The sequence below is a fragment of the Variovorax sp. 10N432 genome (genome assembly GCF_056394465.1).
In genome coordinates, this window is the sequence record NZ_JBFTHX010000006.1 from 121,532 (window position 1) to 133,940 (window position 12,409).

At 68.1% G+C, this 12,409-nt stretch carries 10 protein-coding genes; 4 read left to right on the forward strand and 6 right to left on the reverse strand.

The genetic code is table 11. The features are described 5' to 3' along the window. Positions 1-23: 23 nt before the first annotated feature. Entirely contained in the window at positions 24-1,271 is a 1,248-nt protein-coding gene (locus AC1DF3_RS09645; protein ID WP_478139493.1) for a cation:proton antiporter, read from the reverse strand. A 247-nt stretch (positions 1,272-1,518) separates the two neighbouring features. Here AC1DF3_RS09645 and AC1DF3_RS09650 point away from each other — a divergent pair, with 247 nt between their 5' ends. The 3 genes from AC1DF3_RS09650 to AC1DF3_RS09660 all read left to right on the forward strand — a co-directional run bounded on the left by AC1DF3_RS09650 (position 1,519) and on the right by AC1DF3_RS09660 (position 4,872). Further along, positions 1,519-2,484, forward strand: a complete 966-nt coding sequence (locus AC1DF3_RS09650; protein ID WP_478139494.1) for a tripartite tricarboxylate transporter substrate-binding protein — start codon at positions 1,519-1,521, stop codon at positions 2,482-2,484. Between the two features lie 83 nt (positions 2,485-2,567). Next, positions 2,568-4,361 carry an ATP-binding protein gene (locus tag AC1DF3_RS09655; RefSeq protein WP_478139495.1) on the forward strand — a complete coding sequence of 598 codons (1,794 nt, stop codon included), beginning with the start codon at positions 2,568-2,570 and terminating at the stop codon, positions 4,359-4,361. An 85-nt stretch (positions 4,362-4,446) separates the two neighbouring features. Beyond that, positions 4,447-4,872, forward strand: a complete 426-nt coding sequence (locus AC1DF3_RS09660) for a Cd(II)/Pb(II)-responsive transcriptional regulator (protein WP_286531046.1) — start codon at positions 4,447-4,449, stop codon at positions 4,870-4,872. A 23-nt stretch (positions 4,873-4,895) separates the two neighbouring features. Here the strand turns inward: AC1DF3_RS09660 and AC1DF3_RS09665 are convergent, their stop codons facing one another. From AC1DF3_RS09665 to AC1DF3_RS09685, 5 genes are all read right to left on the reverse strand, one after another. Continuing rightward, positions 4,896-6,623 (reverse strand): bifunctional protein-serine/threonine kinase/phosphatase, encoded by a 1,728-nt coding sequence (locus tag AC1DF3_RS09665; protein WP_478139496.1) that lies wholly within the window; start codon positions 6,621-6,623, stop codon positions 4,896-4,898. A 13-nt stretch (positions 6,624-6,636) separates the two neighbouring features. Further along, positions 6,637-7,449 (reverse strand): formate/nitrite transporter family protein, encoded by an 813-nt coding sequence (locus AC1DF3_RS09670; RefSeq protein ID WP_286531049.1) that lies wholly within the window; start codon positions 7,447-7,449, stop codon positions 6,637-6,639. A gap of 50 nt (positions 7,450-7,499) precedes the next feature. After that, a complete protein-coding gene (nirD, locus tag AC1DF3_RS09675) occupies positions 7,500-7,844 on the reverse strand; it encodes a nitrite reductase small subunit NirD (RefSeq protein ID WP_286520365.1) in 345 nt (114 codons plus the stop codon). A gap of 19 nt (positions 7,845-7,863) precedes the next feature. Continuing rightward, a complete protein-coding gene (gene nirB / locus AC1DF3_RS09680) occupies positions 7,864-10,389 on the reverse strand; it encodes a nitrite reductase large subunit NirB (RefSeq protein WP_478139497.1) in 2,526 nt (841 codons plus the stop codon). Positions 10,390-10,531: 142 nt separating this feature from the next. Further along, positions 10,532-11,026, reverse strand: coding sequence for a hypothetical protein (locus AC1DF3_RS09685; RefSeq protein ID WP_286531052.1), 495 nt, complete (start codon positions 11,024-11,026; stop codon positions 10,532-10,534). Between AC1DF3_RS09685 and AC1DF3_RS09690 the strand changes: the two genes are divergently transcribed. Continuing rightward, a complete protein-coding gene (locus AC1DF3_RS09690; RefSeq protein WP_478139498.1) occupies positions 11,025-12,392 on the forward strand; it encodes a homoserine dehydrogenase in 1,368 nt (455 codons plus the stop codon). The genes AC1DF3_RS09685 and AC1DF3_RS09690 overlap by 2 nt on opposite strands. The last annotated feature ends 17 nt before the right edge of the window (positions 12,393-12,409 follow it).

The window sequence follows — 12,409 nt, forward strand, 5'->3', positions numbered from 1 at the left end:
CGGGTGTGCGCCGCCGATCGTCCTCATCCGGCCGAGCCGCGCACCGCCCGGACGCGGGTTGCGCTGCCGGCCATCGCCGGGGCGAATCGCTGCACCAGCAGCGGCCCGAGGATGGACGTGACCAGCACCATGATCAGGACGCCGTTGAACATCCGGGTGTCGAGCAATGGTTGGCCGGCGGCGTTGAATGTCTTGGTCGCCACCAGGGCGGCCGCCAGCGTCGCGGCAACCTGGGGCAGGGTCAATGCCCACATCGTCCTGCGGGCGGCCGGCGCATAGCCGAAGGCGCGGCCGCAGGACTGCGCCGCGATCCACTTGCCCAGCAGCAGGGCGGCGATGATGCCGCCCGCGAGCAGCGCGTCCTCCGACAGGCTGCGGGCCAACGCCAGCGGATCGATCAGGAAGCCGGTGACGACGAAGAAGATCGGGATGAACAGCGTCGTGCCCATGAACTCCAGCTTGCTCTTGGCCGGCTTGTCCTTCACGGCCGCGTTGACCGCCAGACCCGCCATGAACGTGCCGACGATGCCGGGCAGGTTGATGTACTGCGCGAGCAGCGCCGTCACCGCGAGAATGCCGAGCATCAGCACGAAATAGGTCTCTTCGTCGTTCTCCACCTTGTGCAGGACGTAGCCGGCCGCGCGACTCAACCCGGCCAGCACGAAGACGACGAACGCAACGATCTCGGCGACCTGGATGACGAGGGCGGAGGCCGAGAAGCCGCTGACGTACATCGGCACGCAGACGGCGAACACGAGCAGCGACAGCGTGTCCGACATCATGGTGGCGCCGATGGCCACAACGATGGCTTCCTGGCGCTGGACACCCAGCGCGGTGACGATCGGCAGGGCCAGGAGCGTGTGCGAGGCGAGGAGCGAGCCGACGACGATCGCCGGCAGCACGGGATAGCCGAGCCACCGCGCCGCCAGGGTGCCGAAGACCAGCGGAAGGGCGGTCGTGGCGAGGCCGAACACGAGCGAGCGGAAGATCTTCTGGCGGAACAGTTCCAGGTCGATTTCCCAGCCGGCGAAGAACATCAGCAGCAACATCCCGAGGTCGGAGAAGAATTCGGCGACGGGGTGGTCTCGTGGGAAGACATCGAGCATGTGCGGCCCGAGCAGCACGCCGCTCAGCAGCAAGCCCACCACCACCGGAATACGAAGGGCGCGCGCGATCCGCGGAATGGCGAGGATCAGCGCCATCATGATCGCGAACCTCGCGAGCACGGGAAGGAGGTCGATGGCCCGATGCACGAATTCGATGAATGACATGACACCACCTCCAGCGGAAAGTGCGCCCTGCACCGGATGGATTGAATCGCTGAATCGCCCCTGGCGGGGTCTTTCCAGCCACGTACGTGCTTGGTCGGTGCCGCCACTGCCAGGCTGGGGTTCCAGGACCTCCGGTCTCGCTCGGGCGTCGCGAGTGTCATACTCCGCCCCTGGCGGACGGATCGGAAGTCGCTGCCGGCGGGTTCGGGTTCGGCCATCGGGCAAGCGCATTTTCGAAGGAGCGGCCATGCGGCTGGCCAAGATCCTGAGGATCCTCACTCTTGCAACGGGCGTCTGCCTGGCTGCCGTTTCGCGGGCCGACGACGGCGGCCCGATCAGGTTCCTGGTGCCCTTCGAAGGCGGTTCCGCCACGGCGCTGGCGCTCTACCTGGCGGAACGTGCGAACGCCGACTATGGCGCCCACATCCATGTCGAGGAAAAGCCGGGCGCGAGCGGCCGCATCGGCGCCATGGTGCTGAAGAACGCGCCGCCCGACGGCAAGACCATGGCGCTCTTTCCCTTCGTCGTGCCGGTCCTGGCGCCGCTGATCTTCAAGGATGTCCACTACGACGCGGTGCACGACTTCGCGCCGGTCTCGCAGATCGCGGCATACCCCTTGGCGCTTGCGGTTTCGCAGGACCATCCCGCGACCTCGGTGGCCGGCTTCGTGGCCTGGGCAAGGGACCATCCGACCGAATCGTTCTACGGCATGGGCTCCACCGGAAGCCTGGCTCAGTTTCTCGGCGTCATGATTGCGCAGGAGGCGGGCATCGTCTTGAAACCCGTGCCTTACAAGGGTGCCGGGCCGATGACGGTCGATCTCGTCGCGGGCCATATTCCCGCCGGCATCTCGTCGGTCTCCGACCTGATCGAGATGCATCGCGCGCACAGGTTTCGGATCATCGCGGTGTCGGGCACCCAGCGCCTGGCGCAGCTGCCGGATGTGCCGACATTCATCGAGCAAGGCTATCCGTCGGTCCAGGCCATCGGCTGGGTCGGCATTTTCGCCCCTCGGGGAACACCGAAGACGGTCGTCGATCGATGGTCGACGATGTTCGCGACGATCGTGCATTCGCCGCAGGCGGCCGCCAGGCTCGCCGAGTTGGGTTTCGAACTCACCGGCACTTCGTCGGACGAGCTCGCAGCGACCCTGGATGCCGACATTGCGCGCTGGGCGCCCATCGTGAAGGCATCGGGCTTTCACGCCGACTAGGAACGCCGTCCATGGCTGCGCGACCATCCACTGTCTTGGGGACACCGACCGCGGCCCGGGTGCAAGGGCCGGCGCCGGTCTCCATGCACGACCTCCTGAGCTTCGAACGGCTCCTGTCGGATCTGTCGGCGAGATTCATCGCCCTGTGCCCCGGCGAAATCGACGGTGCCATCCACGACAGCCTGGCGCGCATCGTCTCGACGCTCGGCATCGATCGATCCACCCTCAGTCGGGTCTTTCCCTTGAGCGGGCGGATGCAGGTCACCCATTCGTTCGCGGCGGAAGGCATCGGGCCCGCCATGACGAATGTGTCGGCGCGCGAATTCGCTCCCTGGTCTCTCGAAATGATGATGGCCAACAGGCCGGTCGTGTTCGAGCGTCTCGACGACCTTCCGCCCGATGCCACCGTCGACAAGGAAACCTTGCGCAGCATCGGCCTCAAATCGCACGTGACGATGCCGATCATCGTGGCGGGCGAATTGCATGGCGCGCTGAGCTTCGGTTGCGTGCGCGCGGAGCGCCGCTGGTCGGAAGATCTTCTGAATCGCATGCGGCTGCTGGCGAATGTCTTCGGCAGCGCCCTCGCACGCAAGCATGCGCAGGAGCAGCTCGACCATGCGATCGGTTTCGAGCGACTGGCCAGCAGCATCCTGGCGTCCCTGGTGCTGGCCGAGCCCGGGAAGTCGGAAGTCGCGATCGGAATCGGCTTGCGCGAGATCGGACAGTTCATGGAGGCCGAGCGCGTCGGCCTCTGGGATCGCGGATCCGGCGACCTCATGTTTCGCGCGGTCCAACGCTGGCATGCCGATGGCTTCGTGCCGCCTTCGACCCTGGGCGAACCAGCCGATCTTCCCTGGATCATGCATCGACTGGCGGCGGGAAACATCGTGCGCCTGGCTCGGGTGGGCGAACTGCCGCCCGAAGCCGACGGCGATCGCGCTGCACTGCAGGCCTCCGGGGTGCGCTCGCTGCTGGTGGTGCCGATCTCCGTGCCGGTCGGGGTCACGGGCGCCTTGGCCATCGCCAGCACGCAGCGCGCGCAGGAATGGCCGGAGGCGCTGATGCCCGGCGTCAGCCTGCTGGCCGAAGTGTTCGGCAGCCTGCATGCACGCGACACGGCCGAACGCCGCAAGCTTGCCGCGGAGGTCGAGGCGGCACATTGGCGTGAACGGCTGGCGCATCTCGTGCGGGTCCATACGGCGGGCGAAATGTCGGTCGCGCTGGCCCACGAGATCACCCAGCCGCTCGGCGCCATCGAGAACTATGCGCTGGCGGCACGCCGGCGCGCCGGCGAGTCCGCGCCCGACATGACGCGGGTGTCGGAACTCCTGGACAAGGTCATCGGGCAGGCCACGCGTGCCGGCGAGGTGGTGACACGCATGCGCGACATGGTGCAGCGGCACGAACTGGAACCGAAGCTGATCGACATCCATCGCGCCATCGCCGAATGCATCGGCATGGTGAAGATGGACTGCGACCTGCGCGACATCGAGATCCGCCTGTCGGAGGCGAGCCGGCTGCCGCCGGTCATCGTCGACGAGATTCATCTGCAGCAAGTGGTGCTCAATCTGCTGCGCAATGCGATGGATGCGATCGGGAGTGGCAGCGGCGAGCGCGCCATCGGCGTTTCCGTCACGCGCAACGAGGGCGACGAGATCCAGGTGGAGGTCGCGGACACCGGCATCGGCATCGCCAACGGCGATCTGGAGCGGATCTTCGAATCCTTCTACTCGACCAAGGCGAGTGGACTGGGCGTTGGCCTGGCCATCTGCCGCAAGCTGATCGAGGCGCACGGCGGCAGGCTCTGGGCTTCGCATCGGGCCGGCGGCGGTGCCCTGTTCAGATTCACGATTCCGATCGCCGTCCAGGGCGATTGAAAACGCATGGCCCCGCCCCAACGTCCCTATGGTTGACGCCATTATTGGAAAAATGGAGCATGTCTTCGCTTAATCTCACGACACCATGAAGATCGGCGACCTGAGCAATGCAACCGGTGTCGACGTCGGCACCATCCGCTTCTACGAACGGGCAGGCCTGCTGGCGGCGCCGGCGCGCCAGCCCAACGGCTACCGGGCCTACGGGCAGGCGCACCTGGAGGGCCTGTCCTTCGTGCGCCATTGCCGGGCGCTGGACATTCCCTTGAGCGACATCAAGAGGCTGCTGGATTTCGCGGCGACGCCACAGCAGGATTGCGCCGACATCAACCAACTGGTCGACGAGCAGATCGAGCGCGTGCGCGCCCGGCTGAAGAGCCTCAAGGCCTTGGAGAAGCAGCTGACCGTGCTGCGCGGTCGCTGCTCGCAGCCTCACGCCACCCAGGAGTGCGGCATCTTGAGCGAGCTGGTGTCGGCGGCGCACGGCGAGGCCTGTGTTTGTCACTCCTGCTGACTGAACTGCGCCGGGCGATCCATTCACTTCCCGCCCACCAGCAGCCCCAGCAGGACGACCGTGACCACGCCCAGCAGCGCGGTGGCGCATTGCCAGAAGCGCACCGGATGCCGCTCGATCAGCGGCGAACTCCGTGGCCGCAGGAACTCCGGTCCCGGCGCCTTCAGATCATGCGCGAACTCGGACACCGCCTGCTGGCGCCGGGCAGGGTCCGGGTGCAGCGCCTTCTGCAGCACCGCATCGACCCAGGCCGGCAGGTCGGGCCGGAAGTGGCGCAGCGGCACGTAGCGCAGGCGCTTCGCGTCGGCGGCCGACCGAACGCGTGAAGCGTGCAGGCCGTACGGCAATTGCTTGGTCAGCATCTGGTAGACGATCACGGCCAGCGAGAACAGGTCGGAGCGGATGCTGCCGCCCTGGCCGATGAAGTACTCCGGCGCGGTGTACTGCAAGGTGCCGGCGATGGCGAGCGCGCGCCGCTCCCGGCCGCTGTCGGCCAGGCCCGCCACGTGCGTCGATGCCAGGTCGATGATCTTCACGGTGCCGGCGCGATCGATCATCACGTTCTCGGGCCGGATGTCCTGGTGCAGCATCTCCTTGCCATGCAGCGCCTGCAGCCCCTTGGCCAGCTGCTCGACGATGCTGCGCACGCTGTCCAGCGAAGGCCTGTGATGGTCGACCATCCATTGCGCCAGCGTCTGGCCATCGACGTACTCCATGGCGACGAACAGGTGCCCGCGCACGCGCTCGATCGTGCCGGCCTTGACGACGTGGGGGCTGTCGACCCGCCGTGCCACCCATTCCTCGAGGACGAAGCGGTCCAGGTAGTCGGGGTCGTCGCGCAGGTCGACCGACGGAAGCTTGAGCACCACGGGGTGCCCGCGGGCGTCGTCCAGCGCCAGGTGCACGTGGCTGCGCGCACTGACCTGAAGCTCGCGCACCAGGGTGAAGCCCTCGAAGCGCGCCCGCGGGGCGAGCGCGGGCGGGATCGCCAGCGCCTGGCGCTGCGACTGCAGCTGCGCGGCGTCCGCCGCCGGGAGTTCGTCGATGCGCAGCAGCTGGACCGTGCGGTCGTCGCCGCCCCGCGCGTTCGACGCCAGCAGGCGGGCGGCTTCGTCGAGGTCGTCGCCGCAGCGGGCCAGTGCGTGGTGCACCGTCCGGGCGTCGAGGCCGGCCCAGGCGCCATCCGTGGCCAGCAGGTAGACCTCGCCGACTTCCGCTTCCCAGCAGCGGTAGTCGATCTCCACGCTGGGGCCCGCCCCCAGGGCGCGCGCCAGGTACGACTCGACCGACGACAGGTGGACCCGGTGGTCTTCCGTGAGCTGCTCCAGGGCTTGCGGATGCAGGCGGTAGATTCGCGCGTCGCCGACGTGCAGCAGGTGCACGTCGCGGCCCTTGAGGACCAGTGCGCTGAAGGTGCAGACGTAGCCGCTGTCCTTGTCGAAGCGGGCGTCGCTGCGCTGGGTCTGGGCATGCAGCCAGGCGTTGGTGGCGCCCAGCACCCGCTGGGCCGAGCGGCGCACCGACCATGCCTCGGAGGTGGCGTAGTAGTCGTCGAGGAAGCCGCGCACCGCCGCCGCGCTGGCGACCTGGCTGACGCGGCTGGAGCCGATCCCGTCGGCGATCGCGATCGCGATGCCCTTGGTCGTCCGCAGCGATCCTTCCGGCAGCATGGCGCCGTGGAAATCCTGGTTGACCGGCCCCGGCCCGGCCAGCGAATGCTGGCCGAGCGTCACGCGCAAGGCGCTGCCCATGAAGGCGCTGCGCTCAGCCCACGACCCGCTTCGGCGCCGTCTTGTAGTGGGTCGCGTACAGGGTCGCGCCGACGAAGGTCAGGCCACCGACCAGGTTGCCCAGCACGGTCGGGATCTCGTTCCAGATCAGGTAGTCCATCAGCGTGAACTTGCCGCCCAGCAGCAGGCCGGTGGGAAACAGGAACATGTTGACGATCGAATGCTCGAAGCCCATGTAGAAGAAGACCATCACCGGCATCCACATGCCGATGGCCTTGCCGGACACCGTGGTCGACATCATCGCGGCGACCACCCCGGTCGACACCATCCAGTTGCACATCACGCCGCGGATGAACAAGGTCAGCATGCCGGCGGCGCCGTGCGCGGCATAGCCCAGGGTGCGGCCTTCGCCGATGTGGCCGAGCTTCTCGCCGACTGCATTGGGCGCCTCGCTGAAGCCGAAGGTGAAGATGATCGCCATGAAGACCGCGACCGTCAGCGCGCCGGCGAAGTTGCCGACGAACACCAGCCCCCAGTTGCGCAGGCAGCCGCGCCAGGTGGCGCCGGGGCGCTTGTCGAGCACGGCCAGCGGCACCAGCGTGAAGACGCCGGTCAGCAGGTCGAAGCCCATCAGGTACAGCATGATGAAGCCGACCGGGAACAGCATCGCGCCGACCAGCGCGTTGCCGGTGTTGACGGACACGGTCACGGCGAAGGCCGCCGCCAGCGCCAGGATGGCGCCGGCCATGTAGGCGCGGATCAGCGTGTCGCGGGTCGACATCAGCAGCTTGGATTCGCCGGCATCGACCATCTTGGTCACGAACTCGGCAGGGGCTAGGTAGGCCATGGGGATTCCTTGGAAATTTGAAAAGTCGTGAAGCTGCGAGGCGGTGGGGATCAGGCGAGCGCGACCAGCACGCGGCCTTCCTGCACGCGCACCGCATGGGCGCGCACCGAGTGCTCGGGCGCCTCGATGCATTCGCCGCTCTGCAGGTCGAAGTGGTTCTTGTAGAGCGGCGAGGCGACGACGATGCGTTCGCCGATGCTGCCCACCAGCCCGCGCGAGAGCACGCTGGCGCCCGCCTTCGGGTCGACGTTGTCGATGGCATAGAGCGCCTGCTGCCGGCCGACCCGGAAGATCGCGACATGCACGCCCTCGACGAGGGCGCAGACGCCGGTATCGGGCAGGATGTCGCCGTCGGCGCAGACGGCGGTCCAATGGCGTGATTCGTTGGTGGTCATATCGAAGGTCCTCAGTTGTTCAGGCGGTGGCGGCATCGGCATCGGCGCGTTCTTCGCCGCGGGCCGGCCGGATCTGGCCGCGTTCCTGCACGAAGACGATGTGCTCGTCCGGCTTCTCGCTGTTGACGAAGGAGCGGAAGCGCGCGCGCGTGACCGGGTCGTTCACCGCCGTCTTCCACTCGCACTGGTAGGTATCGACCACCTGCTGCATCTGCGCTTCGAGTTCGGCGCCGAGGCCCAGCGTGTCCTCGATCAGCACGCCCTTCAGGTAGTCGAGGCCGCCCTCCAGGTTGTCGCGCCAGGTGCTGGTGCGCTGCAGGCGGTCGGCGGTGCGGACGTAGAACATCAGGAAGCGATCGATCAGCCGGACCAGCTCTTCCTTGCCCAGGTCGGAGGCGATCAGTTCGGCATGGCGCGGCTTCATGCCGCCGTTGCCGCAGACGTAGAGGTTCCAGCCGCGCTCGGTGGCGATGATGCCGACGTCCTTGCCCTGCGCCTCGGCGCATTCGCGGGTACAGCCCGAGACGCCGAACTTGATCTTGTGCGGTGCCCGCAGGCCCTTGTAGCGGTTCTCCAGCTCGACCGCCAGGCCCACGCTGTCGGCCACGCCGAAGCGGCACCAGGTCGAGCCGACGCAGCTCTTCACGGTGCGCAGCGACTTGCCGTAGGCATGGCCCGATTCGAAGCCGGCCGCGATCAGTTCCTCCCAGATCGGCGGCAGCTGCTCGACCCGGGCGCCGAACAGGTCGACCCGCTGCCCGCCGGTGATCTTGGTGTAGAGGCCGTACTTCTTCGCCACCTGGCCGACCGCGATCAGCCCTTCGGGCGTGACCTCGCCGCCGGGCATGCGCGGCACCACCGAGTAGCTGCCGTCCTTCTGGATGTTGCCGAGGAAGTAGTCATTGCTGTCCTGCAGTGGGGCCAGGTCCTTCTTGAGCACGAACTCGTTCCAGCACGACGCGAAGATGCTGGCGGCGGTGGGCTTGCAGACCGCGCAGCCCAGGCCCTTGCCATGCCTGGCCAGCAGGTCCTCGAAGCTGCGGATCTCGCCGACGCGGATCAGGTGATAGAGTTCCTGACGCGAATAGGCGAAGTGCTCACAGAGGTGGTTGTCGACCGCCAGCCCGCGCTTGGCCATCTCGGCCTTCATCACCTGCGTGACCAGCGGCACGCAGCCGCCGCAGGTGGCGCCGGCCTTGGTGCAGGCCTTGAGTTCGGCGGTGGTGCAGGCGCCTTCGCCGACGGCCGCGCAGATCTGTCCCTTGGTGACGCTGTTGCACGAGCAGATCTGGGCGCTGTCGGGCAGCGAATCCACGCCGAGGCCAGGCTTGGCCTTGCCATCGCTCGAAGGCAGGATCAGGAATTCCGGGTCGGGCGGGAGCGTGATGCCGTTCAGCGCCATCTGCAGCAAGGTGCCGTACTCGGTGGCATCGCCGACCAGCACCGCGCCCAGCAGCTGCTTGCCGTCCTCGCTGACCACGATCTTCTTGTAGATCTGCTTGTGCTCGTTGACGTACTGGTAGGCACGCGACCTGGGCGTCTTGCCGTGGGCGTCGCCGATGCTGGCGACGTCGACGCCCATCAGCTTGAGCTTGGTGCTCATGTCGGCGCCGGTGAAGGCGGCGTCGTCCTGGCCGGCGATGTGCCGGGCGGCCACGCGGGCCATGTCGTAGCCCGGCGCGACCAGGCCGAAGGTCTGCTCGTTCCACGCGGCGCATTCGCCGATCGCGTAGACATTGCGGTCGCTGGTGCGGCAGTGGCTGTCGATCGCCACGCCGCCGCGCGGGCCGACCGCCAGCAGGCACTGGCGCGCGAGTTCGTCGCGCGGCCGGATGCCGGCCGAGAACACGATCATGTCGGTTTCCAGGTGGGTGCCGTCGGCGAACACCATGCGGTGGCGCGCGCTCGCGCCGTCGGTGATCTCGACCGTGTTGCGGCCGGTGTGCACGTGCAGGCCCAGGCCCTCGATGCTGCTGCGCAGTGCCCGTCCGCCGCCCTCGTCGACCTGGACCGCCATCAGCCGCGGCGAGAACTCGACGACATGGGTCTCGAGGCCCATGTCGCGCAGCGCCTTGGCGCATTCGAGGCCCAGCAGGCCGCCGCCCACCACCACGCCGCTCTTCGAGCGGGCGCCGCTGGCCTTCATGGCCTCGAGGTCCTCGATGGTGCGGTAGACGAAGCAGTGGGGGCGGTCGCGGCCCGGCACCGCCGGCACGAAGGGCGCCGAGCCGGTGGCCAGCACCAGCTTGTCGTAGTGCACCACTTCGCCGTCGGCCGTGGTGAGGGTGTTGTTGCGCCGCTCGATGGCCACGGCCCTGGCCGCCAGCTTCAGGCTGAAGCCGGTGCGCTCGAAGAAGCCCGGCTCGACCAGGGACAGGTCCTCGGCGGTCTTGCCGGCGAAGAACTCGGACAGGTGCACCCGGTCGTAGGCCGGGCGAGGCTCCTCGCAGAGCACGGTGACCTGCGCCTGCGAGAGCCCGAGTTCGTGGAGTTGCTCGAGAAACTTGTGGCCCACCATGCCGTGGCCAATCACTGCGATTTTCATGTCGGATCCTGCACGCAACCGCCCCTGACGGGGTGCAGGCGACCATGACTGGCTGTAGCTCAGCCGATGGCAGCGGGCCCCCGCGTGGAACGGATGCGACTTGGGTTGGAACAGGCGAACCGGCGGCGTCGTTGCTTTCGGTTCACTCGGATCCCTCGCCATCGTTAGCGGAGGCACTGCAAAAATCCGCGACAACGGTGTCGGCGGAACAGCGAAGAAGTTCAAGCAACAACCGTGCCTGCGGTTTTTGCCCTCGCGGGGCGTGCTTCTGCGGGGAAAGCGCGCGTGATCGGACCTGGAAGCCGGGCACCGTGCGCCGATGTGGCGCAGCGCTCGCCTGTTTGGTGCGGAGGAGGTCGGTGGCGCGGGCTCCTGTACACTGACCGCCCATGTCGTGCCAATTCATCCCTGCCGCATCGAGCGCCGCCCTCATGGGCCGCATGATGTCGCCTGCCTTCACGCGGGCGAACGGGGCATTGGGTTCACGAATGATTACCACCATTACCACCGCGGCCACCTGAGCACGCGCAGGTGGCCGTTTCGGCAGCCACCTGGTGTTCTCGCTCTCCCCCGAACGAATCCGACCCAGCTCTGGCAGCTGGGTTTTTTGTTTGTTCGTCCGTCCGGAGATCTTCATGTACCGCGATCCAGTCCAGTCCTTCGAGTGTGAGTCCCGCAGCCGCCTTCCCGCGGCGACCCGTCCCCTGCGCGTCGGCATGATCGGCATCGGCACCGTGGGCTCGGGCACCTTCCGGGTGCTGGCGCGCAACCGGGCCGAGATCGCCGGGCGGGCGGGGCGAGGGATCGAGGTGGTGATCGTCGCGGCCCGCAACCTCGTGCGGGCCGCGGCCATCGTCGATGGCAAGGCCGCATTGACCGCCGACCCGCTGGAGGTCGCGACCCATCCCGATGTGGACGTCGTGGTGGAAGTGGCCGGCGGGACCGGGCCGGCGCGCGACTGGGTGCTGGCGGCCATCGCCCACGGCAAGCACGTGGTCACGGCCAACAAGGCGCTGCTCGCGGTGCATGGCGGCGAGATCTTCGCCGCCGCTCGGCAGCGCGGCGTCAGCGTGGCCTATGAAGCGGCCGTGGCCGTGAGCATCCCGATCATCAAGGCGCTGCGCGAGGGCCTGACGGCGAATCGGATCGAATGGGTGGCGGGCATCATCAACGGCACCACCAATTTCATCCTCAGCAAGATGCGTGACGAGGGCATCGACTTCGGCAGCGCGCTCGCGCAGGCGCAGGCGCTGGGCTACGCCGAGGCTGATCCGAGCTTCGACATCGAGGGTGTCGACGCCGCCCACAAGCTCACGCTGCTGGCCGCCAATGCCTTCGGCATGCCGCTGCGTTTCGCGGATGCGCAGGTCGAGGGCATCGCTGCCCTGCAGGCGCAGGACGTGGCCGGCGCGGAGCAACTGGGCTATCGGGTGAAGCTGCTGGGGATCGCGCGACGCCGGGGGGATGGCGTGGAGCTGCGCGTGCAGCCGGCGCTGGTGCCCGCTGCGCACCTGATGGCACAGGTCGATGGGTCGATGAACGCAATCATGGTCAAGGCCGATGCGGCGGGACTCACGATGTACTACGGCGCGGGCGCCGGATCGGAGCAGACCGCATCGGCCGTGATCGCCGACCTGGTCGACGTGGCGCGGCTGGACGGCACCCATGCGGCGCAGCGCGTGCCGCACCTGGGTTTTCATGCCCATGCGATGACGGCGCTGCCGGTGCTGCCGCGCGCAGCCGTGTGCAGCGCGCACTACCTGCGGGTGCCGCTGCAGGCCGCATCGCAGGTCGAGGCGGTGGGGGCCTTGCTGGCGGCGCAGGGCGTGCCCGTGCGCCGGTTGCTGCTGGCCAGCGCGCGGGCAGGCCATGGCCCGCAGGCGCTGGTGTTGACGGATGCGGCGGCGCAGGGGGCGGTGGACCTGGCGGTGCGTGCGCTGCAGGGGCATCCGTCGGTGGCTGGCGCGATCGTCGGGCTGCGGGTGGAGGCACTGGGCCACTGATGGGCCGCGGGCCGGCC

Bases quoted from the DNA above. Each gene is read 5' to 3' on its own strand.
- AC1DF3_RS09645 (WP_478139493.1), bottom strand. From the start codon at position 1,271: ATGTCATTCATCGAATTCGTGCATCGGGCCATCGACCTCCTTCCCGTG.
- AC1DF3_RS09650 (WP_478139494.1), top strand. From the start codon at position 1,519: ATGCGGCTGGCCAAGATCCTGAGGATCCTCACTCTTGCAACGGGCGTC.
- AC1DF3_RS09655 (WP_478139495.1), top strand. From the start codon at position 2,568: ATGCACGACCTCCTGAGCTTCGAACGGCTCCTGTCGGATCTGTCGGCG.
- AC1DF3_RS09660 (WP_286531046.1), top strand. From the start codon at position 4,447: ATGAAGATCGGCGACCTGAGCAATGCAACCGGTGTCGACGTCGGCACC.
- AC1DF3_RS09665 (WP_478139496.1), bottom strand. From the start codon at position 6,623: ATGGGCAGCGCCTTGCGCGTGACGCTCGGCCAGCATTCGCTGGCCGGG.
- AC1DF3_RS09670 (WP_286531049.1), bottom strand. From the start codon at position 7,449: ATGGCCTACCTAGCCCCTGCCGAGTTCGTGACCAAGATGGTCGATGCC.
- nirD (WP_286520365.1), bottom strand. From the start codon at position 7,844: ATGACCACCAACGAATCACGCCATTGGACCGCCGTCTGCGCCGACGGC.
- nirB (WP_478139497.1), bottom strand. From the start codon at position 10,389: ATGAAAATCGCAGTGATTGGCCACGGCATGGTGGGCCACAAGTTTCTC.
- AC1DF3_RS09690 (WP_478139498.1), top strand. From the start codon at position 11,025: ATGTACCGCGATCCAGTCCAGTCCTTCGAGTGTGAGTCCCGCAGCCGC.
- AC1DF3_RS09685 (WP_286531052.1), bottom strand. From the start codon at position 11,026: ATGAAGATCTCCGGACGGACGAACAAACAAAAAACCCAGCTGCCAGAG.